The following is a 23,763-nucleotide window of genomic DNA, read 5'->3' as shown; positions in this document are numbered from 1 at the left end:
CGCCGCGGGCCGATGGCTCTAGGTTGGCGGTGTGCGGTGAACGCCGGGCGGACGACCTCCGCGGGCGCGGGCCGCACACCACCTTCCGGAGCACGCGGCCACGAACCGCGGGCGGTCAGACAAGGGAGTCACCACCGTGACCGAAGGAGTGTTCGGCCGGCACAGCGGCCATGAACAAGTCGTGTACTGCCACGACGAAGCCAGTGGCCTGAAGGCCATCATCGGCATCTACTCCACGGCTCTGGGGCCCGCGCTCGGCGGCACCCGCTTCTACCCCTACGCCACTGAGGACGACGCGCTCGACGACGTGCTCGCGCTCTCCAAGGGGATGGCGTACAAGAACGCATTGGCCGGGCTCGACCTCGGCGGCGGCAAGGCCGTGATCATCGGCGACCCGAACACCGTGAAATCCGAAGCGCTGCTTCGCGCCTACGGTCGCTTCGTGCAGTCGCTGGGGGGCCGCTACATCACCGCGTGCGACATGGGGACGTACGTGCACGACATGGACGTGGTGGCCCGCGAGACGAAGTTCGTCACCGGCCGCTCGCCCGAAGACGGCGGTGCCGGCGACTCGTCGGTGCTCACCGCGTACGGCGTTTACCAGGGCATGCGCGCTTCGGCCGACCACGTGTGGGGGGTGCCCGAGCTGGCGGGCCGCCGCGTCGGCGTCGCCGGTGTCGGCAAGGTCGGCCACCTCCTGGTGGGCCACCTCGTGGAGGCCGGCGCGCAGGTCGTGATCTCCGACGTGTTCGCGCCGGCGCTCGAGCGCACGCGCGCCGCGTACCCGGGCGTCGAGGTCGTGTCCGATGTGGACACTCTGATCGGCACGGAGCTCGACGTGTTCGCCCCGTGCGCCATGGGCGGTGTGCTCACCGACGAGACGGTGGCGGCGCTGCAGGCCCGCATCGTCTGCGGCGCGGCGAACAACCAGCTCGCCCACCCGGGCGTCGACAAGCTCCTCGCCGACCGCGGCATCCTCTTCGCCCCCGACTACCTCGTCAACGCCGGCGGCGTCATCCAGGTCGACGACGAACGCCACGGCTTCGACTTCGCCCGGGCCCAGCGCAAGACCACGGCGATCTTCGACACCACGAAGGCCGTGTACGCGCTGGCTCAGGCCGATGGCGTCCCCCCGGCTGCCGCCGCGGACCGCCTGGCCGAACGCCGCATGGCCGACGTCGGCCGCCTGCGCTCGATCCTGCTGTGACGCACTGATCGCTCTTCCCGGACACGTCGAATGCCCCCTCACCTCGCCGAGGTGAGGGGGCCTTCTCGGTGCTCCGGGGGTCAGCCGCTCTTGCGGCGGAACGTGCGCTTGTTCGCGGCGGGTCCGTGGGCGTGCTGGTTCTTGCCGCCGCCGGATTCGTGGGAGGAGCCGGAGCGGGCGTGGGCCTGCTTGCGTTCGAGCGCCTCGCGGAACTTGCGCTTGACGTCGTCCTCCTCGCCGCTCGGTGACGGGTTCGGCTCACTCATGCTTACCTCCGAAGTGACGACGGGTAACTCTGCCAGCCTGGCACCCGGCAAACCGCCGCGCGAGTCGATTTCGCGTACGCCACAAAATCCGGCGCGGCGCACTCCCGAAATCGCGTACTGAAAAGCCGGAAAAACCGGTACCCCGTCCGGGAACGGCCAACGGTCCAGCGTTGGCCGCTCCGGACGGGGTACCGGCCGGGCCGATCAGGCGGAGGCTGCGTGATCGGTCCGCCGCTGTTCGGCGGTCCGTGGCGAAGGGACGGACGCCACGAACCGGTGCGGCATGAGCGGACCGCGGTGGCGGGCGCGGACCGCCGCCGCGGTCACGAGTCGGGCCAGGACGCCGGCGGCGAGTGCCGCGCCGAGCACGAGGGCGGCGCGGCCGCTGGCGGCGTCGAACACGAGGTGGCCTTCGCGGCCGAACACGAACCCGGCGTCGATTCCCCACGCCACCGCGGCGACTCCTGCTGCCGCGGCCGACGTCGTGGTCGCAGCGGCGGCGAGGACGACGAGGGCCAGCGGCACGAGCGCGTACAGCGGGTGCGTGGTGGCACCTGCGACGTCCGCGCCGAACGCGACGGCCACCGCGGCCACGCAGCCGAGGGGGAAGCCGAAGCCGCCGGTGACGGGCGTTGTGGTGCTCATGGCACCAGTCCAGCGCGCCCGCGCCCGGGTGCTAAGAGGCCCGGACGCCTTCCCTACGTCCGCGGCCGTTTTGTTGACGCCTTCTTAACCGTGGGCCGTCGCCCGCAGGATCGCCGCCACGATCTGGGGCCACAGCGGCTCCGGCAGGTCGTGCCCCATCCCCGGCAGGATCACGAGCTCGGCGCCGGGGATCGCCGCCGCGGTGGCCTTGCCGCCGCTCACGTCGACCATCGGGTCGGAGTCGCCGTGCACGACCACGGCCGGCAGGCGCACCGAGCGCAGCGCTTCCGTGCGGTCACCCGACGCGAGGATCGCCGCGCCCTGCCGCAGCGTGCCCACCGGGTGCTGGGCGCGGTCGTAGCCGCGGATCGCCTTCGCGCGCAGCTGTTCGTCGGTCAGCGGGTAGCCGGGTGAGCCCGTGGTCCGGTAGCCCTCGACGCTCTGCGCGATCGCCTCCTCGCGCGTCGGCGCGGGCGGGCGCGTGAGGGCCGCCAGCGCGGCCGGGGAAGTGTGCCCGACGGTCGGGTCGCCGGTCGTCGACATGATCGACGTGAGGCTCAGCAGCCGGTCGGGGTGGTCGATCGCGAGCTGCTGCACGACCATCCCGCCCATCGACGCGCCCACCACGTGCGCCTTCGCGAACCCGAGCGCGTCGAACAGGCCGACGGTGTCGTCCGCGAGGTCGGAGAGCAGGTACGGCGGCGACGCCTGGCCGGCCGCGATGCCGGCGAGGTCGGGCGCGCCGAGGTCGTCGAGGTAGGTCGACAGGCCGATGTCGCGGTTGTCGAAGCGGACGACGTGGAACCCGTGGCTCGCGATCAGCTCGCAGAACCCGGTTTCCCAGGTCACCATCTGGGCGCCGAGGCCCATCACCAGCACGAGCGGCGGGTGCGCCGGGTCGCCGAAGGTGTCGTACTCGAGTTCGAGGCCGTTGGCCAGGGCACGGGGCATGCCCTGAATCCTGCCCTAGACAGCCGGATCCTGGCACGCGCCGCCACGATCCGGATACGGTACATCGCATGCCTTCTTCGTCCTCGCGCGCCGGGAACCGTCCTCGCTCGCGCGCGGCCGCGGGGCTGCCGGCCGTCACCGCGGAGAAGGTGGTCGACGCGGCCGTCGCGCTGACCGCCGAGCGCGGACTCGACAACTGGACGTTGCGCCAGCTCGCCGCGGCCGTCGACGCCTACCCGGCGGTGATCTACCACCACGTCGGCGACCGGGACGCGGTCGTCGCCGCGGTGCTCGACCGCGTTGTGGGTCTCCTGACGCTGCCCGACGCCGGCCTGCCGTGGCAGGACTGGTTCGCCGAGCTCCTGACGGAGCTGCGCACGGTCCTGCGCGCCCACCCCGGCACGGCCCGCCGGCTGGTGCTGTTCGGCCCGTCGGTCGACGCCGCCGCCCGCACCGTCGACCGCGGCATCGGCGTGCTGCTCGACGCCGGTTTCGGCGAGGAGAGCGTGCTGGCCTACAACCTGCTGGTCGCCACCGCCTGCCAGTTCGTCGCGATGGAAGACGACCGCGACGGCACCCTCGCGCTGCGCCTCGACAACACCGAGGAGTACGCGAAGTACCGCGACCGCACCGACCTGCCCGGCATGGCGGCCCACGGGCGCGCCATGCAAGCGCTGATCAACGACCCGGACCTCGCGGCGGGCTGGTACGGGCGCCTGTACGACTACGCCGTGCAACGCTGCCTGGACGGGCTGACACACCGGCTGGCGGAACTCGGCGCCGAGCCGCCCGCCTGAGCCGGGCTGCTCCGCCGGGACGTCCGCGCTGACCCGTCCGCCCCGCTCGTGCGGCCGAACGTGTGACAGGCCGGTCGAAACTGACACCAAACCCACGCCGACCAGGCGTAACGTGGAAAGGAGCCGGGGGTCGGAAGGCCCCTGGCCGGGGCCCCCGGCACTTTCCTCCCCCCTCGTGGTGCCGGGGGTTCCGTCATTCCACGGAAGCGTCGCCCGGGTTCTGGATGAGCGGGAAGACCTCACCGACGAGCGTGACCAGCGACTTGCTCAGCAGGGTGTGCACCTGGGCGCGGTTGAGCGAACCCCGCACGAGCCATTCGCGCCCGGCCGCCTTCACCATGCCGGCGAACGCGCGCACCGCCGCGTTCAGCTCCTCGCCGTGCTCGCTGTCGCGGGAGAGCCCCACGGCTTCCAGCACGCGGTCGGCCGATTCGCGGTCGGCCTCCTCGAGGATGCGGTCGACCTCCGGGTCGCGGCCGATGCCCTCCGGTGCGATCGCGGCGAGCCACGTCTTCTCCTGCGAGCGCACCATGTCGAGGAACCAGTCGATGGCGACGTCCGCGCGCAGCTCGAGCGGACCGTCGGGCAGGATCTCCACGGCCAGCCGCGGGACGGTGAGCGCGCGGCGCACGATTTCCAGGTACAGCTCGCGTTTCGTGCCGAAGTAGTGGTTGATCAGCCCCCGGGCGACGCCCGCGGCCGCGGCGATGTCCGAAGTGGACACCTCCGAGTACGGCCTTTCGCCGAACAGCTGCGCGGCGCAGGTGTAGATCTGCTCCTTGCGCTCGTCCGGTTCCAGTCTCCGCCACTTGGGCGCCGGCTCGGTGCTCATACGCGATATTTTCGCATGATCGGTTCAGCGGGGCTGATTAATCGCGGCAGGTGTCGCGGGCGGAACCCGTTCGGTCGACTACCGCCGGGTACGGGTTGACTGCCGGACCAGCCGGGCGGGCGGCTCAGTCGGGCAGCACGATCGGTGCCAGGTCGTCGAACAGGTCACCCGGCCCGGGGTTCGCCGGGTCCGAAGCACCGCCGAAGTGCCGCTGCACGCCCCACACCGCGTTGAGCGCCGTCTGCACCGCGCCCTCGGCCCAGCCCGCGGTCCACGACACGTCGTCACCCGCGAGGAACAGCCCGCGGAACCGCACCGGCAGCCGGTCCTGCACGAAGTGCGTGAACAGCCGGTGCTGGTAGCGGTAGTGCCCCGGCAGGTTCGCCTTGAACGCGCCCATGAAGTGCGGTTCCGCCTCCCACGACACGGTCACCGGGTCGCCCACGAGGTGGCGCCGCACGTCGACGCCCGGGTAGATCTCGCGCAGCGACTGCAACATCACCTCCACGCGCTCGGACACGCTCAGCGGCAGCCACTTCAGCGAATCGTCTTCCCACGTGTAGGACAGGCAGATCACGGCCGGCTTGTCCGGATCGTCGCCCAGCAGGTACGTGCCGCGCGGCATGCGGTCGGTGAGCGTCATGCTCATCGTGTCGCGCCCGGTCGCGGGGTCGCGGTCGAGCCAGAACGGCCGGTCCACCGGCACGAAGACCTTCGACGACGCCATGTAGTGCGTGCGTTCGATCGCCGTCCAGTGGTCGATGGGGAACAGCGCTTCGTCGCACTCGATCTTGGACAGCAGCAGCCAGCTCTGCGCGGTGAACACCGCGGCGCGGAAGGTGCGGATGTGGCCCGAGGAGTCGGTGACCGTCACGTTGTTCGGTGCCGTGCGGTGCAGCCGCGTGACGCCGGGGCGCGGGCGGCCGTCCTCGTGCAGCGCCGCGAGGTTCGTGCCGGCCGGCCAGTGGGCGAGCCGCTCGGGTGCGTGCTCCCACAGCCGCAGCGGGAGCCGGCGGCTACCGCCGGTGATGCTGCGGTGCTCGTCGTCCGCGCCGGTGTAGACGACGCGCAGGATCTCCAGGATCGAGTTCGGGAAATCGGTGTCCCAGCCGCCCGTGCCGAAGCCGACCTGGCCGAAGATCTCGCGGTGGCGGAACGACGCGAACGCCGGCGAATCGCACAGGAACCCGTAGAACGTCTGGTTGTCCAGGCGCGGCACGAGCTCGTTCCAGATCCGCTTGATCGTCTTCGCGTCGCGGTCGCGGATCGCCGTCTGCATCTCGGTGAACGCCGCGAGCTCTTCGAGCGTGCGCTGCCACGCCCGCGCGACCTCGGTGTACACCGCCGGCAGGTCTTCGGGCGTGCGCGCGTAGTGGCTGTGCCCCTTGAGGTCCACGACGGTGCTCGGCGTCGCGGGCGCGAGCGGGTTCGGGAACGGCGTGGTCTCCAGGCCCATCGCGTCGATGTAGTGGAACAGCGCGGTCGACGCCGGCGGGAAGCGCATGGCGCCCATTTCGGCGACGACGTCGTCGGGCAGCCCGGGGAAGTGGTGCGTGCGCAGCCGCCCGCCCAGCTCCGCGATCTCGTACACCACCGGCCGCAGCCCGAGTTTCATCAGCTCGTACGCCGTGACGATCCCGGAGAGCCCGCCGCCGATCACGGCGACCTCGGTGCCGTGGTGCTCCGTCGGCACCGTGCCGAGGCCGGCGGGGTGGGTGAGGTAGTCGTCGTAGGCGAACGGGAAGTCGGGGCCGAACATGGTGATCGGGCGTCCGGCCGGCTCGTCCGTGGGGATCGCGGTCGGGACGGCGGAGGTCATGGCTGGGGTCCTTCCGTCAGGCAGCGGTACAACTCGGGCCGGCGGTCGGCCAGGTACGTGTTCGCCGGCCGCGTGAGCACGGCGGAGTCGATTTCGGCGAAGATCAGTTCAGGCCCGTCGCCGGCCTTGGCGACGGTCTCGTCGGGTGAGGCGACGGTCGAGTGGCCGCAGTAGGTCAGCTCGCCCTCGGCGTCGCAGCGGTTCGCGTACACGACGTAGAGCTGGCTCTCGTGCGCGCGGATGGGCACCAGTGCGTCCGCCACCCGCTCGTACGGGCGCATCAGCGCCGTCGGCACGAGCAGCAGCTGCGTGCCGGCGAGCCCGTGCGCGCGCACGGGCTCGGGGAACTCCACGTCGTAGCAGATCAGCAGGCCCACGCGCACACCGTCGAGGTCGGCCTGCACGACGAGTTCGCCGCCGGGGGAGAACTGGCTGCGGTCGAGGTCCCCGTACAGGTGAGTTTTGCGGTAGTTCGCGAGCCGTTCTCCTTGGGCGGAAAGGAGTTGTGCCGAGTTGTACACGGCGTCGCCGTCGCGTTCGGGGTACCCGTAGACGAGCGCGACGCCGTGTTCGCGGGCTAGCGCACCCAGCTCCCGGGCCCGCGGACCGTCGGCCGGTTCGGCGCGCTCGGCGACCGCCGCCGGCCCGATCGCGTAGCCCGTGGTGCCCATTTCGGCGGTCACCACGAGCGAAGCGCCGCGCTCGGCGGCGGCGCCGAGGGCTTCGGGCAACTGCGAGAACGGCCCCTGGTGGACGGCGACGATCACTTCGCCACCGCCAGCTTCGAGCGCCGGATGCCGTAGCCGAAGTACAGCACCAGCCCGAGCACCAGCCAGCCGCCGAACACGAGCCAGGTGGCCCCGTCGAGGCTGAACATCAGGTACCCGCAACAGAGCACCCCGAGCAGCGGCGTCACGGGCGAGAACGGCACGCGGAACGTCCGCCGGTCGCCGGGCCGCCGCTTGCGCAGCACGAGCACCGCGACGTTGACCAGGGCGAACGCGAAGAGCGTGCCGATGCTCGTGGCGTCGGCGAGCTTGCCGAGCGGCACGAACGCCGCGAGCACGGCGACGAACCCGGACACCACCAGGGTGTTCGTGCGCGGCACCCCGGTTTTCGGGTGCACTGTGGACAGTGCCTTCGGCACGAGCCCGTCGCGCGACATGGCGAACAGGATGCGCGTCTGTCCGTAGAGGACGGTCAGCACGACGCTCGAGATCGCCACGATCGCGCCGACGGCCAGCGCCCCGGCCCAGAACGGGCTGTCCAGCACGGTCGTGAGCACGTGCGAGAGCGCCGCCTGCTGGTCGTCGAACTGCTGCCACGGCAACGCGCCGACGGCCGCGACGGCCACCAGGCAGTACAGCACCGTGACGATGCCCAGCGACAGCAGGATCGCGCGCGGCAGGTCGCGTTGCGGGTCGCGTGCCTCCTCTCCGGCGGTCGACGCGGCGTCGAACCCGATGTAGGAGAAGAACAGCTTCGCGCCGCCCGCGCTCATCCCGGCGAGGCCGAGCGGCAGGAACGGCGTGAAGTTCTGGGCCCGCACGGCGCTGAAGGCGATGGCGCAGAACAGCACGAGCGTCGCGATCTTCACCACGACCATCACCGCGTTGGCCCGCGCGCTCTCCTTCGCCCCGCCCAGCAACAGGACCATCGCGAGCAGCACGACGACGATCGCGGGCAGGTTGACGAACCCGCCGTCGCCCGGCGGGGCGCTGAGCGCATCGGGCAGCGTGATCCCGAACGCCAGCCGCAGCAGCTCGTTCACGTACTGGCCCCAGCCGACGGCCACCGACGCGACGGAAACGCCGTATTCCAGCACCAGGCACCAGCCGCAGACCCAGGCGACGAGCTCGCCGAGCGTGGCGTACGCGTAGGAGTACGAGGAGCCCGACAGCGGGATCAGGCCGGCGAGCTCGGCGTAGGACAGCGCGGAGAACAGCGCCGTGACCCCGGCGAGCACGAACGACACCACCACGGCGGGCCCGGCCACCGGCACCGCTTCGCCGAGGACGACGAAGATGCCACTGCCCAGCGTCGCGCCGATCGACAGCATCGTCAGCTGGCCGAGGCCGAGGGTGCGCTTGAGCGGGCCGTGCCCGGCTTCGGCCACGAGGTCCGTGACCGGTTTGCGGCGCCACAGGGCGGTGCCGAGCCCGGTGCGGGCCGGGGCGGGTGGGGTGGACGTCACCTGGCTGCTCCTCGTCGTCGAGGCGGTCGAGTAGGGGGCGGTGTGGATCTGTGCTGCGAACCTCGAGTCCGCGTCACGGTATCGATCGAAATGCGCCCCGAAAACCGGGAAACGTTGTGCAAAAGCGCTGATTCTGAGTGGTTCATTGCACTTTCGTGATGAGAAACGGTGATCTGTTCACTCCGCTGAGGGCGTCCCCGGGTCTTCGGCCGGGGGCAGGAGCAGGGTGAACGTCGGCGGGTGCGGGCTCGACAGCCGCAGCCGTCCGCCCTCCGCCTCGGCCAGGCTGCGGGCGAGCCGCAACCCGATGCCGTGCCCGGGCGGCGCGGTGCGCGCGCGGGCGAACGGGTCCGTGTCGCCGAGGTCCGGGCCGTCGTCGGCGACGTCGATCGCGAGCGCGCCGCCCGCGTCGCGCGCGACGACGGTGACCGGGCCCCGGCCGTGGGTCGTCGCGTTGTCCAGCAGCACCGCGAGCACCTGCCGCACGGCCGCGACCGAGGCGCGCGCAGCGGGCGGGTCCTGCACCTCGACGCGCAGGCCGCGGCCGTTGAGCAGGGCGCCACCGGAGCGGCGCAGCTCGCCGAGCACGGCGTCGAGGTCGAGCTCCGCGCGCGGCGCCCGGCGTTCGCGGGACAGCGCGAGCAGATCTTCGATCGTGCGCTCGAGCCGGTCGGCGGAGCCGATGCCGGCCCGGATCGCCTCGTACGGGTCGGCGCCGGGGGTCTCCAGCGCGGCCTCCAGCTGCAGCCGCAGCCCGGCCAGCGGCGTGCGCAGCTGGTGCGACGCCTCGGCGGAGAACGCGCGCTCGCGGTCGAGCGAGTCGCCGATCCGCTGCGCGGTCCCGTCGAGGGCCGCGCCGACCTGGTCGATCTCGGCGACGCCCGCCCGGGGCGCGCGGGCCGTGAAGTCGCCTTCGCCGATCCGGGTCGCGGCGGCCGCGAGCGCCTCCAGCGGCTGTGCCAGCCGGGCCGCGATGCGCCGCGCGATGAGCCAGCTCGCGGCGACGGCGGCGACGCCGAACCCGGCCATCGCGAGCCAGGTCAGCCCGACGCGGCGCAGCAGCGCGGTGTGCGGCATCGCCGCGCGGACCACACCCGCGAGCTTGGCGCCGTCCATGACGGGGACGGCCAGCACGTCCGCGCCGTCCACCGGCCCGGACGCCACGTCGACGTCCGCCGCGGACACGCGGCTCACCACGGAGTCGGCGGTGTCCGGGCCCCGGCCGGACACCAGGCGCCCGGCCCGGTCGTAGATCCCGACGGTCGCGGCGCCCTGCACCGGCTGGTCCGGCACGCGCCCGGCGGCGAGCGCGTCGGACACTTCCAGCGCCGTGGCGTCGGCGGCCCGTTCGAGATCGGAGCCGGTGTCCTCGCGGAAGTACCACAGCGCCGCCACGGCGAGCGGGAGCCCGAACAGCGCGGTCGCCACCACCGCGGCGAGCACCGTCAGCGTGACGATCCGGCGGCGCACGGTCAGTCCTCTTCCAGCCGGTACCCGTGGCCGCGCAGGGTCGCGATGCGCGGCACGTCCTCGGGGGCCGGCGCGGCGGCCGCGAGCTTGCGCCGCAGGGCCGCGATGTGCACGTCGAGCGTCTTCGTGGAGCCGTGCCCGTGGGCGTCCCACACGTCGGCCATCAGCGTCTCGCGGCTCACGGCGGCGCCGGGCTGCTCGGCGAGGCGGGCCAGCAGGTCGAACTCCCGCGCCCGCAGGTCCACCTCCCGGCCGCCGACGACGGCGCGCCGGCCCGCGGCGTCGACCACGAGCGAGCCGACGGTGGTCACGGGTGCGGCGGGGTTCGCCGGCGCGCCGCGGCGCAGGTGGGCCCGCACCCGCGCGAGCAGCTCGCCGAGGCGGATCGGCTTGGTCAGGTAGTCGTCGGCGCCCGCGTCGAGGCCCACGACCACGTCCATCTCGTCGGCCCGCGCGGTGAGGATCACCACGACGGCGCCCGGCATGCTCGTGCGCAGCCGGCGGCACACGTCGACCCCGTCGAGATCGGGCAGGCCCAGGTCGAGCAGCACGAGCTCGGCGTTGTGCTCGTACAGCGCGCTGCGCCCGTCGCGGCACCAGCGGACGTCGTGGCCGTGGCGGGTCAGCGACGACTCCAGCACACCGCCGATCGTCGCGTCGTCCTCCACCACCAGCACCTTGGCCACGCGGGCAGCCTAACCAACCGGGTGACAGCGGGCTGACGGGGAAACCCGCGAAGTGCCGTTCTCGTCCACAGTGGACGCCTCAGCGGCGTGGCCGCGCGGTCGTCTCACGCAGCACCACCTCCGCGCCCAGCCGGATCGTGCGCGCCCGCGCACCGGAGCCCTTGAGCGCCAGGTCCATGGCGCGTTCGCCGAGCTGTTCCAGGGGCAGGGCGACGGTCGTCAGCGCCGGCGTGAGGTCGCGCACCACGGGGATGTCGTCGAACCCCGCGACGGACATCTCCTGCGGCACCGAGACCCCGGCTTCGCGCAGCGCGGCGAGCGCGCCCATCGCCATCACGTCCGTGACGGCGAACACACAGGTCGGCCGCTTCCGCTTCGGGCGGTCGAGCAGCCGCTTCGCCGCGTCGTAGCCACCTTCGCGGCAGAACGCCGTCTCCAGCACGTCCTCGCCGGCCAGCGTGACGCCGTGGGCGGCGAGTTCCCCGGCGAAGCCGTCGAGGCGGTCGCACACCGTGGTGAGGTGGGCCGGACCGGCCAGCACCGCGAAGCGCCGGTGCCCCAAGGCCACCAGTTCCCTGGCGAGCGCGGCCGCGCCGCCGCGGTTGTCCGGCTGCACGGTGTCCACTTTGAGCCCGCGGTGCCGGCTCACGGCCGCCACCTGGCCGCCGCCGCGCCGGTACGGGTCGAGCTCGGCCGCCATCGCGCGTTCCCACCCGCGATCTTCGAACGACGACCCGATCAGCACGATCGCCGACGCCCGCTGGGCCCGCAGCGCCGAGACGTACGCCACTTCCCGGTCGGGGTTGCGGAACGTGTCGGCGAGCATCACGAGCAGACCGCCCGCGTTCGCGACCTTCATCACTCCCGCGGCGATCGTCGAGAAGTACGGGTCGGACACGTCGTGGCAGATCACCCCGACTGTCCGATGTGTCCCTCCGGCGAGTGCTTGCGCGTGCGCGTTCGGTGCATACGCGAGCTCGGCGGCGGCCGTCAGCACGCGATCGCGCAGATCCATGCGCACCGACGCGGTGCCGTTGAGCACCCGCGAAGCCGTCGCGAGTGACACATCCGCGCTGCTTGCCACGTCTGCCAGCGTCACGTGCGGCCCGGCCTTCATCGCTCCTCCACGGTGGTTCCTCGGGCATAGTGGCCCCATGCTCGGTCTGTACCCGGAAATCGAACCCTACGACCACGGGATGCTGCCGGTCGGCGATGGGAACGTAATCTACTGGGAGGAATGCGGGAACCCCGCGGGCAAACCCGTGGCGTTCCTGCACGGTGGTCCTGGCGGCGGAAGTTCCGCCAGACACCGGCGCCTGTTCGACCCCGAGCGCTACCGGATCGTGCTGTTCGACCAGCGCGGCTGCGGGCGCAGCACCCCGCACTGCAGCACGCCCGAGGCCGACCTGTCGGTGAACACGACCTGGCACCTCGTCGCCGACCTGGAGCGGCTGCGCGAAGACCGCGGCATCGGCCGCTGGCAGCTGTTCGGGGGGTCCTGGGGCAGCGTGCTCGCCCTCGCCTACGCCGAGAACCACCCGCACCGCGTGAGCGAACTGGTGCTGCGCGGCGTGGCGACGTTGCGCGTCAAGGAGATCAACTGGCTCTTCGGCGGCGGCGCCGGATGCCTGTTCCCCGAGGCGTGGTCGCGGTTCCTCGCGCCCGTGCCGTACCCGCGGCGCAGCGAGAACCTGCTGGAGGTCTACCACGAGCTGCTGCACCACCCGGATCCCGAAGTGCACGGCCCGGCGGCCGTCGCGTGGAGTCGCTGGGAGGGCGAGACGGTGAAGTTCACGCCGCAGGAGGAGGTCGTGTCGGCCTTCGCCGAACCGGAGTTCGCGCTCGCGATCGCGCGGATCGAGAACCACTACTTCCGCCACGGCGGCTGGCTGGCCGAGGACCAGCTGATCCGCGAGGCCGGGAAGCTCACGGGCGTCCCGTGCGTTCTCGTCCAGGGAAGGTATGACGTGGTCACCCCCGCCACCACCGCGTGGGAGCTCGCACAGGTGCTGCCCGGGGCGGAGCTGAAGCTGATCCCCGACGCGGGGCACGCGTTCGACGAGCCCCGCACGCTGCACGAGCTGATCAGCACGACCGACCGGTTCGCGGCAGGGTGGGACGGGACCACGGCACCACGAACGAACCGAAAGGGAGCACGGATGCTTTACGGTGACGAGCACGTCCGCCGCTACGAGGAGACCGACGGCGAGGTCGGCCACGAGTGGAAGCCGGGTGTGCCGACACTGGTCCTCACCACCAAGGGCCGCAAGAGCGGCGAGGACCGCAAGTTCGCGCTGATCTACCAGGAGGTGGACGGCAACCCGGTGATCGTCGCGTCCAAGGGCGGCGCCCCGAAGCACCCGGGGTGGTACCTCAACCTGCAGGCCGAGCCCGAGGTCGGCGTGCAGGTGAAGGCCGACAAGTTCACCGCCCGCGCCCGCACCGCCGAGGGCGCCGAGCGCGCGAAGCTGTGGGCGAAGCTGGCCGAGGTGTGGCCGGACTACGACGAGTACGCGAAGAAGACCGACCGCGAGATCCCCGTGGTGGTGCTCGAGCGGGTGTGATCCGCGCCGCGTCCGGCGCCCGGGCGCACCGAGCCGGGCCGTGATCGGCTACGAATGACGCTCATGGCCCTGCGAAACCGGACGCGCGACCGCTGGACCCCCCTCGACGCGGTGTCGCCCGAGGGGGAGCTGCTCACCTTTCGCCAGATGCAGGCCTACGGCCGGCGCTTCGCCCGCGCCGGCCGTGGTGCCTGGTACAGCCTCGCGATCGAGGTGGTCTGGCAGTTCCTGGTGCTGTTCAGCCGCTTCCGCGTGCGCGGCTCGCGGCACCTCCCGGCCGCGGGCGGGGTGCTCGTCGCGTCGAACCACCTGTCGTTCGCCGACCCGACCACGCTCACCGCGTTCTGCCTCGCCGCGGGCCGGGTGCCGCGTTACCTCGCGAAGTCGAGCCTGTGGGACCTGCCGGTGGTCGGCTCCGTGATGCGCTCCGGCAAGCACATCCCCGTCTACCGCGGCGCGCCCACGGCTTCCGGTGCCTACCGCGACGCCGTGAAAGCCGTGGCCTCGGGTGAGTGCGTGACGATCTTCCCGGAGGCCACGTTCTCCTCCGATCCCGACGGCTGGCCGATGAAGGGCAAGACCGGGGTGGCGCGCATCGCGCTCGAAACGGGTGTGCCGGTGGTGCCCGTCGCGAACTGGGGCACCCACCACCTGCTGCCCGCCGGAGCCTGGTTCCCGCACGGGATCCCGCGCAAGACCGTCGAGCTCGTCGCCGGCCCGCCGGTGGACCTGTCGGACCTGCGCGACGTCGCGCCGACGCGGGAAGTGCTCGAAGAAGCGACGGCCCGGATCATGCGCGCGGTGACCGATCTGCTGGCCGGTGTGCGCGGCGAAGAGCCTCCCGCTGACCGTCCGTGAGGCGAGGACCGTCACCCCGCCCGGCCCGGTGGTTCGGGGTAATTTGGACGGTATGAGCGCACACTATGACGTCGTGGTCCTGGGGGCCGGTGTCGGCGGTTACGTGGCCGCGATCCGCGCCACCCAGCTCGGGCTGAGCGCGGCGGTCGTCGAGGAGAAGTACTGGGGCGGGGTGTGCCTCAACGTCGGCTGCATCCCGTCGAAGGCGCTGCTGCGCAACGCCGAGCTGGCCCACACCGTCAAGGAAGAGGCCAAGACCTACGGCATCTCCTCCGACGGTGAGATCCGCTTCGACTACTCGGCCGCCTACGAGCGCAGCCGGAAGGTCGCGGACGGCCGCGTCAAGGGCGTGCACTTCCTGATGAAGAAGAACAAGATCACGGAGTACGACGGCCACGGCACGTTCGTCGACCCGCACACGCTCGAGGTCAACGGCGAGCGGATCACGTTCGAGAACTGCATCATCGCCACCGGCGCGACCGCGAAGCTGCTGCCGGGCACTCGGCGCAGCGAGCGCGTGGTCAGCTTCGAGCAGCAGATCCTCGAGAGCGAGGTGCCGGGCAGCATCGTCATCGCGGGCGCCGGCGCGATCGGCGTGGAGTTCGCGTACGTGCTGCGCAACTACGGCGTGGACGTGACCATCGTCGAGTTCCTCGACCGCATGGTGCCGCTCGAGGACGCCGAGGTTTCGGCGGAGCTGGCCAAGCGCTACCGCAAGCTCGGCATCAAGGTCCTGACGGGCACGAAGGTCGAGGCCATCGACGACACCGGCCCGAAGGTCCGCGTCACGGTGTCCAAGGACGGCAAGCAGGACGTGCTCGAGGCCGACAAGGTCCTGCAGGCCATCGGCTTCCAGCCCAACGTGGCGGGCTACGGTCTGGAGAACACCGGCGTCGAGCTCACCGAGCGCGGCGCGATCGCCGTCGACGGCCGGGGCCGCACGAACGTGCCGCACCTGTTCGCGATCGGCGACGTGACGGCGAAGCTCATGCTGGCCCACGCGTCGGAGTCCATGGGTGTCGTCGCGGCCGAGACGATCGCCGGCGCGGAGACCATGGAGCTCGACTTCGTGATGATCCCGCGCGCGACCTACTGCCAGCCCCAGATCGCCAGCTTCGGCTGGACGGAGGAGCAGGCCCGCGCCAAGGGCTACGACGTGCAGGTCGCGAAGTTCCCCTTCACGGCCAACGGCAAGGCCCAGGGCCTCGGCGACGCCGGCGGCTTCGTCAAGATCCTCAGCGACGCCAAGTACGGCGAGCTGCTCGGCGCCCACCTGATCGGCCCGGACGTCACGGAGCTGCTGCCCGAGCTGACGCTGGCCCAGCAGTGGGACCTGACGGTGCACGAGGTCGCCCGCAACGTCCACGCCCACCCGACGCTGGGCGAAGCGGTGAAGGAAGCGATCCACGGCCTGGCCGGCCACATGATCAACTTCTGAGGCTTCGGCTTCCCGCGCGCCGGATCGTCCACTGCGGACGGTCCGGCGCCGTCGTGTGCAGCCGGCTCGGGTCAGGCCGGCGGCACCCTGGGTGGCCGCGGCGCGGGAGTTTCGGACCCCCTAGGGCTCGTCGGCTGTCCACGGAGTGGACACGGGGGACGATTCAAACTTTTGTCGGTACCCAGCAGTCGATCACTCCTCCATTCTCCTGGCTACCGCCGGCGGGGCGGCCGAGGCAGGGAGAGAACCGATGGGGAGATTCAGCCGGGTCGCCACGAAGTCGGCGGCGCTGGTGGCGGGAATGGCGCTGCTCGGCGCGGGGGTGGCGAGCGCGCAGCCGTCCGCGGCCGACGCGGCGGCGCAGCGCACCGAGGCCGGGATCGGCGCGCTGCAGAGCATCAAGCAGTCGCTGACCCCCGCCGAGCGCAAGCAGGCCGGTCAGCTCGTGATCGAGAAGCGGCTGCGCGCGGACCGGGCGCTCGCGGCCCTGCTGCCCGGCTACCGCACCGGGCTGGCCGTGACGAAGGCCGGCGTGGTGTCCGTCGACATCCAGGGTGGCCAGAGCGTGGCGCGGGCCGTGCGCGCGGCGGGCGGCACCGTCCGCTACGCATCGCCGGACGGCGCCGTGCGGGCTGACCTGCCGCTGGCCGCCGTGGACCGGATCGCGGCGCGCGCGGACGTCACCAGCGTGCAGCCCGCCGCGCAGGCCACGACGTGGCGCGAGCAGGACCCGCGAGCCGCGCTCGCCGCGAAGGCCGTCGCCGCGACGCAGGTGTCCGAAGGGGACAAGGCGCACGGCGCCGACACCGCCCGCACGCAGTACGGCGTCACCGGCACCGGTGTGAAGGTCTGCGTGCTGTCCGACGGCGTGAACTCGCTGGGGAAGTCGCAGTCCGCGGGTGAGCTGCCCGCCGTCGACGTGCTCCCGGGCCAGCGCGGCAGCGGCGACGAGGGCACCGCGATGCTCGAGATCGTCCACGACCTCGCCCCCGGCGCCACGCTCGGCTTCGCGACGGCGTTCACCAGCGAAGCGAGCTTCGCCGCCAACATCCGCGCGCTGCGCACCACCGGCAAGTGCACGGTGATCGTCGACGACGTCGCCTACTTCGACGAGTCGCCGTTCCAGGACACGCAGGTCGCGCAGGCCGTCAACGACGTCACCGCGGCCGGCGCGCTCTACTTCTCCTCAGCCGGCAACTCGGGCAACCTCACCGACGGCACCAGCGGCTACTACGAGGGCGACTTCCGCTCGTCCGGCACCACGCTGCCGGGCATCAGCGGCGCCGCGCACGACTTCGACGCCGGCTCCGCCGTCCAGACGACCGACCCGCTCTCGGCGGGTTCGCTCGGCAAGCCGGTGACGCTGTTCTGGTCGGACCCGTGGGGCAAGTCGGGCAACGACTACGACCTGTACGTGCTCAACTCGGCCGGCAGCGTCGTGTCCTCGAGCGACAACCCGCAGACCGGCTCGCAGAACCCGTACGAGATCGCGTCGGTGCCCACCACGGGCTCGGGCTACCGCGTCGCGGTGGTCAAGTACAGCGGTGCCGACCGGTTCCTCGCGCTCAACGTGATCCGCGGCCGGTTCGTGGCGCAGGGCTCGCTCAAGGCGTTCAGCTCGGCGGGCGTGACCTCGGGTCACTCGGCGGCGGCCGCGGCGTTCAGCGTGGCGGCGGCCCCGGCGGCGACGGCGTTCGGCCGCCCGCTCGAAACGGGTGACCCGGCGAACCCGGCCGGTCCGTACCCGGGCCAGTTCAGCTCGGCGAGCAAGTGGGAGCGCTTCACCTCCGACGGCCTGCGCCACCTGTTCTACAACCCCGACGGCACCGCGATCACCCCCGGCAACGTCTCCTCGACGGGCGGCGCCACCCGCGCCAAGCCGGACCTCACCGCGGCCGATGGTGTCGCCACCTCCGTGGCCGGCTTCCAGCCCTTCTACGGCACCTCGGCGGCCGCCCCGCACGCGGCGGCCATCGCGGCACTGCTGCTGCAGGGCAAGCCTTCCGCGACGCCCGCGGAGATCCGCTCGGCCCTCGTGTCGAGCGCGCTCGACCTGGGCGCGCCGGGCTACGACCCCGTGACGGGCGCGGGCGTGATCATGGCGGGCCCGGCACTCGCGGCGCTGGGCGTGCCGCAGCGGTAACCGTTCGCCCGGACCGGCTGAGCCCGGCGGCCCGCGCTCGGGCCGCCGGGCTCACCTGTTCGCGACCAGCAGGTGCGCGGCACGGGTGCCCTCCCCGACGCGTTCGTGGCGGCGCAGGATCAGCCCGGCCTCGCCGAGCGCCGTTTCGATCTCCGCGACCGGGCGCAGGTGGAAGCCGTGGTCGGTGACCTGCGTGGCGGCCATCGCGTCGGGGTCGCCGATGCCGAGCACGAAACGGCCGCCGGGGGCGAGCACCCGGGTGACTTCGGCGAACGCGCCGTCGAGGTCGGCCACGAAGTACACCGTGTTGACCGTGATGACCGCGGCCATCGACGCGTCTTCCAGCGGCAGCGCGGACATGCTGCCGCGGTGCAGGCGGAGGCGCCCGGCCGCGATGTTCTGCGGGAACGCCGCGCGGGCCTTCGCGATCATCGTGTCGGAGACGTCGACGCCGTGCACCGTGCCGCCCGCCGCGGCGCGCAGCAGCAGGTCGAGGCCAAGGCCGCCGCCGAAGCCGATGTCGAGCGCGGTCTCCCCGGGTTGCAGCTCGAGCGCCTCGACGGCCGCCGTCACGGTGCCGCGGTTGCGCCGGTTGAGGATCCGGCCGACGGCCCGGCCGGCGATCCCGCTGGGGTGGCCGAGCTGCCGCGCCAGCCCGGCGAGCAGAGTGTCTCGTGGTCCCATTTCACCGAGTCTGCCCCTGGGCGCGCGCCGCGTCCACGACGCGGATTGTGGTGGCCCGGATGGTGTGGCAAGTTGCGGTGACGGACGAGGAGGACGTTGGGGATGAGTGCGAAGACCGCGGTGGTCACCGGGGCGGGGTCCGGCATCGGCCGGCGGATCACGCGGGCGCTGCTCGACGCCGGCTACCGCGTCGCTCTGGCCGGGCGGCGCGAGAACGCGCTCGTGGACACGGCGGGCGAGTCGCCGGACGCGCTCGTGGTCCCGACCGACGTCGCCTCGCCCGAATCCGTCGCGGCGCTGTTCGCCGCCGTGCGCGACCGGTGGGGCCGGCTCGACCTGCTGGTGAACAACGCGGGGATGTCCGCGGGCGGGACCGTCGCGGACCTGTCGGTGCAGCGCTGGCGGCAGGTGGTCGACACCAACCTGACCGGCATGTTCCTGTGCGCGCAGCAGGCCGTTCAGCTGATGAAGGACCAGGACCCGAGGGGCGGGCGGATCATCAACAACGGTTCGATCTCCGCGCACGCCCCGCGCCCCGCGAGCGTTGCCTACACCGCCACCAAACACGCCGTCACCGGCCTCACCAAGTCGATCTCCCTCGACGGCCGCGCCTGGAACGTCGCGTGTGGACAGATCGACATCGGCAACGCCGCCACGGAGATGACCGAGCGCATGTCCGCGGGCATCCCCCAGGCCGACGGCCGCATCGCCGCCGAGCCCACCTTCGACGTCGGGCACGTGGCCGACGCGGTGCTGTACATGGCTTCCCTGCCGCTGGACGCCAACGTCCAGTTCCTGACGATCACCGCCACCACCATGCCGTTCATCGGGAGAGGCTGACCTTCGCGTACCGCGGGGAATGTCCGTTCGGGCAGAGATCGGCTTGGTGCGTAACGACGTCCTGATCCGCATTGCGGCGCCTTGATCACCGGGAGCACCCTGGGCGGGCGATCACGAGAAGGGAGTCGCTGACGTGAAATCCGTGAAGCACCACCGAACCTCGTTGCGCAGGATGGTCGTCGCACCGCTGGCGGCAGCCGGGCTCGCCACCGCGGTCGTCGCTCCGGCGACGGCGTGGGCCGACCCGCCCTCGGCACTGCCGGCCAGTGCACCCGGCGCCGACGCCAAGTTCCAGCCCGCACTGGACTTCGACAAGGACGGTTGTTACAACACCCCGGCCATCGGCCCGGACGGCACGCTCAACCCGGGCCTCGACCTCGGCGGTGCCGTGAACGGCAACTGCCACGACAAGTCCGATCTGGACAACACCAACGTCTACTCGCGCGCCAAGTGCAACAACGGCTGGTGCGCCTACCTCTACGGGTACTACTTCGAGAAGGACCAGGTGTCCGACGGCCCGGTGTCGGCCGGGCACAAGCACGACTGGGAGCACATCGTCGTGTGGGTGCAGGACGACCAGGTCAAGTTCGTGTCCGTGTCGCAGCACCAGGGCTACGAGACGAAGGCTGCGTCCGAAGTGCCGTTCCAGGACAGCCACCCGAAGGCCGTGTACCACAAGGACGGCGGCTCGACGCACGACTTCCGGTTCCCCAAGCCCGGCAACGGCGACGAGCCGCCGGAGAACGACGAAGGCGCCTGGCAGGTCAAGGGGCTGGTCGGCTGGGACAACTACCCGTCCGGCATCCGCGACAAGCTCACGTCCGCCGACTTCGGCGACGCGACCTTCAAGCTCACCGACGACCGGTTCAACGGCACCCTCGCCACGGCGAAGCCGGCCGGAGTCGGGCTCGACCCGAACGCCTGAGCGCCTCAGCCGGAGATCGCGGCGAGCGCGATCCCGGAGAACGGTGCCGCCGTCACGCCGTGCACCCGCGGTGCCCACACCGCGTGCCCGTGTCCCGTCCACAGTGGAGCCACGGGCAGGTCGCGCAGCAGCTGGTTCTCCGCCACGCGGTAGAGCTGCGCGGCCTCGGCCGGTGTGGCGGCGGACTCCGCGGCGGTCAGGTCCTGGCGGAAGCCGTCGTCGGTGTAGCCGGCAGCCGAAGCGAGCGCGGTCAGCAGGTCGGCCGGGCTCGCGGTCGCCAGCTTCAGGTCCACAGTGGAGGGACCGGCGGGTCCGTCGGGCGGGCGCGGGACGGCGGTGACCGGCACCCCGAGGGCGCTGCTCGCGCCGGCGGCCAGCGGCCGAGTCCAGACGCCGGCGCCGGGGTCGTAGTAGATCGTCGTCGGGCCGGTGAAGCCGGACTGGCCGAGCAGTGATTTCGCCGCCGCCGCGTCGAAGGTGCACGGACGGCACGTGCCGGTGCGCTCGCCCGGCGCGTCGGCGGGCGGGAGCAGCGCGCGGGCCGGATCGACCTGGTGCGCGAGCGGCCCCGCTTCGAGCGCGCCGCGGTCGACGGCGAGGGCGAAGGCGTGCCGGACGGTCGCGTCGGCGAAGCGCGGATCGGCGCTCGGGAACACGAGGTACCCGGCTTCCGGCAGCGGCCACGTCGTGTGCCGGTCGCCGAAGTCGGTGTGCATGGCTTCGTGGCGATCGCCCGCGACGGAGGTGACGAGGTCGAGCGAGCCGTCGCGCACGGCGTCGTACTGCTCGGCCGGATCGCCGACGCGCAGGTCGAGCTCTTCGGCCTTGCCCTCGGCCGGGGTGACGCGCAGGAGCTTGCCGCCGGTGCCGGGCTGCCAGCCGTCGGCGAGGCGGAACGGGCCGTCACCGACGGGGTGGCGGGCGAAGGCGTTCCAGTCGCGCGAAGCGAGCACCGACGCGGGCAGCGGCACGAGCCCCGGGGCCGAGAGCCACGCCGGGACCTGGCTGCTGGGCCGGTCGAGCACGATCTTGATCGTCGACGCGTCCACCGCCGTGATCTCCTTGGCGCGCAACGACTTCGTCAACACGGGGGTGGCGGCCCAGTTCTCGCGGGCGATCGCCCGCCAAGTATCCACATAGGACGCCGCCGTGACGGCGGTGCCGTCGTGGAACTTGCGGCCCGGTCGCAGGCGCACGGTCCACGTCACGCGGTCACCGCTGGTGATCGACGCGGCGGCGCGCGGCGTCTGCTTCCCGCTCGCCGGGTCGTAGTCGGCGAGCGGTTCCCACAGCGCGCCCGTGACGAGCCGGCCGGCCTGGTCGTCGACGTCGGCGGGCAGCAGCGTGCCCGGCTCCTGCAGCCCGACCGTCACGACACCCGGCGGTGGCGGTTCGGCGGACGAGCACCCGGCGAGCAGGGCCAGGGTGGCGAGCAGGACAGCCAGACGCGAGCGCATGGGTGTCTTATTACCAGTTGGATAGCTACTAAAGGCGCTTGTGTCCGGTTGGTCACCGTCCTATGGTCGGACCGTCACGCTGGGCGTTCTGGGAGGTTCGTGTGCGCCGTTGGTGGGTTCGATCATGCCTCGCCGTCACCACCGTCGCCGCGACACTCGTCGCGACCGGGCTGCCCGCCGCCGCGTGCGGCGAGGACGACAAGCCCGCCGCACAGGCGAAACACACCGCCGGTGACCCCGGCGCGGTCAAGGGCGTGCGCGCCGTCGGCAACTTGCCCGACGCGGCGGGCGCCATCTCGGCCAACTTCCTGCAGTACGGCCACCGCGACGTGATGGTCGTGTCCGGTGAGTTCGGCCTGAAGGTCTACGACCTCACGAAGAACCCCGCCGCGCCCAAGGCGATCGGCGAACTCAGCCTGCCCGGCCTGTGGGAGACCGAGGACACCGAGGTCGACGCGCAGCGCAAGCTGGTCTTCCTCTCGCGCGACCCGCGCGCGTTCGAGGGCAACACGCACACCGGTGAGTCCGGCATCTACGTCGTCGACGTGTCCCGTCCGGAGAAGCCGGCCATCCTGAGCTACGTGCAGGTGCCGGCGGGCCACACCACCAGCTGCGTCGACGGTTGCCGCTACCTGTGGACCGGCGGTCCCGCGAAGGCCGACGACCAGCCCGCCGACTGGGGCGGCCGCCCGATCTGGGTCACCGACGTGCGCGATCCGCGGCACCCGAAGGTCCACCCGGACCCCATCGAGCTGGCGCGCAACGACGGCAAGACCGACTACGTGCACGACGTCCAGGTCGACTCCGCCGGCGTCGCCTGGGTGTCCGGCCGCGGTGGCATCCGCGGCTACTGGACCAGTGGTCTGCACCACGATCCCCTGACCGGCGGCGTCCACCGCGCGACGGCGCTCGAGCCGATCCCGTACGCCGGCGGTGGTGTCGACGAGACCGCGGCGCCCTCGAAGTTCCTGCACAACAGCTTCCACCCGGCGAGCTCCCGCGACGCCGGCGCCTGGCGCGGCCACGACATCGTCTACGCCACCGAGGAGAGCTTCCTCGACGGCTGCGCCGGCGACGGCGTGCTCACCATCTCGTCGTTGCAGGGTTCCTACCAGGGCGAAGGCTGGCGCTCGACCGCCTCGGAGCCGTTCCGGCTGCGGAGCGTCGGCACCTGGAGCGTCGCCGGCCAGGAAGGCAGCGACCCCGCCTCGGACGACTGCTCGGCCCACTACTTCGACGTCCGCGGCGACGTGCTGGTCCAGTCGTTCTACTCGCAGGGCACGCGGTTCCTCGACGTCAGCGACCCGACCAACCCGCGCCAGATCGCGTACTACCGCCCTGCCGACGCGGCCTCGTGGGCCCCGTACTGGCACGACGGGTACGCCTACGTCGCCGACAACACGCGCGGGATCGACATCCTCAAGCTGACGGCTTAGGCGCGCACGAAGGTCAGGTCGAAGTCCTTGCGCCAGGACTTCCCCTGGTCTTCGGACATCTCCCACCGCCCGCGGATCCGGTCCGCCTCGACGTCGGCGACGAACCGCTGGTGGAAGTCCGGGTCCTCGCGCAGCATGAGCCAGCGCCGGCCGTCGAAGGTCATCCCGAACGTCCGGCACACGCCCCGCTGGTCCTCGTACAGCACCACGTACGCGTCGTTCGCGTCGCTGCGGCCGATCACGAAGGTCACGGTGGAGTGCTCGGCGCCGTCGTGCAGCTCGGTCCGCATCACCAGCAGCGACTCGCCGAGCCGTTCGACCGTGGTGCTCCCGGGCACTTCGACGCCGGCCGGTTCGAGGAACCAGGCGTCGGACAGCGTCGTCGTCCACTCTCCGACGAGTCCGTCCAGCTTCGCGAGTTCGCTGTTGCGCATCGGTCGCTCCCCTCGGTGGCCCAGACCGCGACGATAACAGCAGGAACCGCACCAAAGCCGCATAACGGGAAGAAGCCCTGCCCCGGCGGACCGAACCGCCGGGACAGGGCCGGGTGA

Annotated in this window: 22 protein-coding genes; 9 read left to right on the top strand and 13 right to left on the bottom strand. The window is 72.1% G+C overall.

Annotated features, from left to right (window positions below; all coding sequences use genetic code 11):
- The first annotated feature begins 136 nt into the window (after positions 1–136).
- A complete protein-coding gene (locus ACIA77_RS41985) occupies positions 137–1,207 on the top strand; it encodes a Glu/Leu/Phe/Val dehydrogenase dimerization domain-containing protein (RefSeq protein WP_395891728.1) in 1,071 nt (356 codons plus the stop codon).
- An 80-nt stretch (positions 1,208–1,287) separates the two neighbouring features.
- Here ACIA77_RS41985 and ACIA77_RS41980 read toward each other — a convergent pair whose 3' ends face one another.
- From ACIA77_RS41980 to ACIA77_RS41970, 3 genes are all read right to left on the bottom strand, one after another.
- Entirely contained in the window at positions 1,288–1,473 is a 186-nt protein-coding gene (locus ACIA77_RS41980) for a DUF5302 domain-containing protein (RefSeq protein WP_395891727.1), read from the bottom strand.
- A 204-nt stretch (positions 1,474–1,677) separates the two neighbouring features.
- Positions 1,678–2,118 (bottom strand): hypothetical protein, encoded by a 441-nt coding sequence (locus ACIA77_RS41975; protein ID WP_395891726.1) that lies wholly within the window; start codon positions 2,116–2,118, stop codon positions 1,678–1,680.
- An 84-nt stretch (positions 2,119–2,202) separates the two neighbouring features.
- Positions 2,203–3,069, bottom strand: a complete 867-nt coding sequence (locus ACIA77_RS41970) for an alpha/beta fold hydrolase (protein ID WP_395891725.1) — start codon at positions 3,067–3,069, stop codon at positions 2,203–2,205.
- Positions 3,070–3,137: 68 nt separating this feature from the next.
- Between ACIA77_RS41970 and ACIA77_RS41965 the strand changes: the two genes are divergently transcribed.
- On the top strand, positions 3,138–3,866 hold the full coding sequence (locus ACIA77_RS41965; protein ID WP_395891724.1) for a TetR/AcrR family transcriptional regulator: 729 nt from the start codon (positions 3,138–3,140) through the stop codon (positions 3,864–3,866).
- Positions 3,867–4,059: 193 nt separating this feature from the next.
- On the opposite strand, the gene ACIA77_RS41960 is transcribed toward ACIA77_RS41965, so the two are convergent.
- From ACIA77_RS41960 to ACIA77_RS41930, 7 genes are all read right to left on the bottom strand, one after another.
- Positions 4,060–4,698 carry a TetR/AcrR family transcriptional regulator gene (locus ACIA77_RS41960; RefSeq protein WP_395891723.1) on the bottom strand — a complete coding sequence of 213 codons (639 nt, stop codon included), beginning with the start codon at positions 4,696–4,698 and terminating at the stop codon, positions 4,060–4,062.
- A 124-nt stretch (positions 4,699–4,822) separates the two neighbouring features.
- Positions 4,823–6,517 (bottom strand): flavin monoamine oxidase family protein, encoded by a 1,695-nt coding sequence (locus tag ACIA77_RS41955; protein ID WP_395891722.1) that lies wholly within the window; start codon positions 6,515–6,517, stop codon positions 4,823–4,825.
- Entirely contained in the window at positions 6,514–7,284 is a 771-nt protein-coding gene (locus tag ACIA77_RS41950; protein ID WP_395891721.1) for a carbon-nitrogen hydrolase family protein, read from the bottom strand. Before ACIA77_RS41950 ends, ACIA77_RS41955 begins: the two co-directional genes overlap by 4 nt.
- Complete coding sequence (locus ACIA77_RS41945) at positions 7,281–8,711, bottom strand: amino acid permease (RefSeq protein WP_395891720.1); 1,431 nt, start codon at positions 8,709–8,711, stop codon at positions 7,281–7,283. The genes ACIA77_RS41950 and ACIA77_RS41945 overlap by 4 nt, the downstream gene beginning before the upstream one ends.
- 177 nt (positions 8,712–8,888) lie before the next feature.
- A complete protein-coding gene (locus ACIA77_RS41940) occupies positions 8,889–10,181 on the bottom strand; it encodes a histidine kinase dimerization/phospho-acceptor domain-containing protein (protein WP_395891719.1) in 1,293 nt (430 codons plus the stop codon).
- 2 nt (positions 10,182–10,183) lie between these two features.
- Positions 10,184–10,867, bottom strand: a complete 684-nt coding sequence (locus ACIA77_RS41935; protein ID WP_395891718.1) for a response regulator transcription factor — start codon at positions 10,865–10,867, stop codon at positions 10,184–10,186.
- Positions 10,868–10,946: 79 nt separating this feature from the next.
- Positions 10,947–11,984: a LacI family DNA-binding transcriptional regulator gene (locus ACIA77_RS41930; RefSeq protein WP_395891717.1), complete on the bottom strand. Its 1,038-nt coding sequence runs from the start codon at positions 11,982–11,984 to the stop codon at positions 10,947–10,949.
- A 37-nt stretch (positions 11,985–12,021) separates the two neighbouring features.
- Between ACIA77_RS41930 and pip the strand changes: the two genes are divergently transcribed.
- The 4 genes from pip to ACIA77_RS41910 all read left to right on the top strand — a co-directional run bounded on the left by pip (position 12,022) and on the right by ACIA77_RS41910 (position 17,870).
- Positions 12,022–13,431, top strand: coding sequence for a prolyl aminopeptidase (pip, locus tag ACIA77_RS41925; protein ID WP_395891716.1), 1,410 nt, complete (start codon positions 12,022–12,024; stop codon positions 13,429–13,431).
- A 54-nt stretch (positions 13,432–13,485) separates the two neighbouring features.
- Complete coding sequence (locus ACIA77_RS41920) at positions 13,486–14,289, top strand: lysophospholipid acyltransferase family protein (RefSeq protein ID WP_395891715.1); 804 nt, start codon at positions 13,486–13,488, stop codon at positions 14,287–14,289.
- 52 nt (positions 14,290–14,341) lie between these two features.
- A complete protein-coding gene (lpdA, locus tag ACIA77_RS41915) occupies positions 14,342–15,727 on the top strand; it encodes a dihydrolipoyl dehydrogenase (RefSeq protein WP_395891714.1) in 1,386 nt (461 codons plus the stop codon).
- 250 nt (positions 15,728–15,977) lie between these two features.
- Positions 15,978–17,870: a S8 family peptidase gene (locus ACIA77_RS41910; RefSeq protein WP_395891713.1), complete on the top strand. Its 1,893-nt coding sequence runs from the start codon at positions 15,978–15,980 to the stop codon at positions 17,868–17,870.
- A 51-nt stretch (positions 17,871–17,921) separates the two neighbouring features.
- On the opposite strand, the gene ACIA77_RS41905 is transcribed toward ACIA77_RS41910, so the two are convergent.
- Entirely contained in the window at positions 17,922–18,554 is a 633-nt protein-coding gene (locus ACIA77_RS41905; protein WP_395891712.1) for a class I SAM-dependent methyltransferase, read from the bottom strand.
- A gap of 102 nt (positions 18,555–18,656) precedes the next feature.
- Here ACIA77_RS41905 and ACIA77_RS41900 point away from each other — a divergent pair, with 102 nt between their 5' ends.
- The gene (locus ACIA77_RS41900; RefSeq protein ID WP_395891711.1) at positions 18,657–19,394 is read left to right on the top strand and encodes an SDR family oxidoreductase; all 738 of its coding nucleotides are present in this window, start codon (positions 18,657–18,659) and stop codon (positions 19,392–19,394) included.
- 133 nt (positions 19,395–19,527) lie between these two features.
- On the top strand, positions 19,528–20,319 hold the full coding sequence (locus ACIA77_RS41895; protein WP_395891710.1) for an NPP1 family protein: 792 nt from the start codon (positions 19,528–19,530) through the stop codon (positions 20,317–20,319).
- A 5-nt stretch (positions 20,320–20,324) separates the two neighbouring features.
- Here ACIA77_RS41895 and ACIA77_RS41890 read toward each other — a convergent pair whose 3' ends face one another.
- Complete coding sequence (locus ACIA77_RS41890) at positions 20,325–21,776, bottom strand: ABC transporter substrate-binding protein (RefSeq protein WP_395891709.1); 1,452 nt, start codon at positions 21,774–21,776, stop codon at positions 20,325–20,327.
- A 101-nt stretch (positions 21,777–21,877) separates the two neighbouring features.
- On the opposite strand from ACIA77_RS41890, the gene ACIA77_RS41885 reads away from it, so the two are divergent.
- Positions 21,878–23,212 carry an LVIVD repeat-containing protein gene (locus ACIA77_RS41885; RefSeq protein ID WP_395891708.1) on the top strand — a complete coding sequence of 445 codons (1,335 nt, stop codon included), beginning with the start codon at positions 21,878–21,880 and terminating at the stop codon, positions 23,210–23,212.
- Here ACIA77_RS41885 and ACIA77_RS41880 read toward each other — a convergent pair.
- Complete coding sequence (locus tag ACIA77_RS41880; protein ID WP_395891707.1) at positions 23,209–23,646, bottom strand: hypothetical protein; 438 nt, start codon at positions 23,644–23,646, stop codon at positions 23,209–23,211. The two genes, ACIA77_RS41885 and ACIA77_RS41880, sit on opposite strands and share 4 nt — an antisense overlap.
- Positions 23,647–23,763: the final 117 nt, after the last annotated feature.

Source organism: Amycolatopsis sp. NPDC051903 (assembly GCF_044452505.1).
Taxonomy (GTDB): domain Bacteria; phylum Actinomycetota; class Actinomycetes; order Mycobacteriales; family Pseudonocardiaceae; genus Amycolatopsis.
The sequence above is the reverse complement of the archived record's forward strand: the minus strand, read 5'-3'. Positions and strand labels throughout refer to the sequence as shown.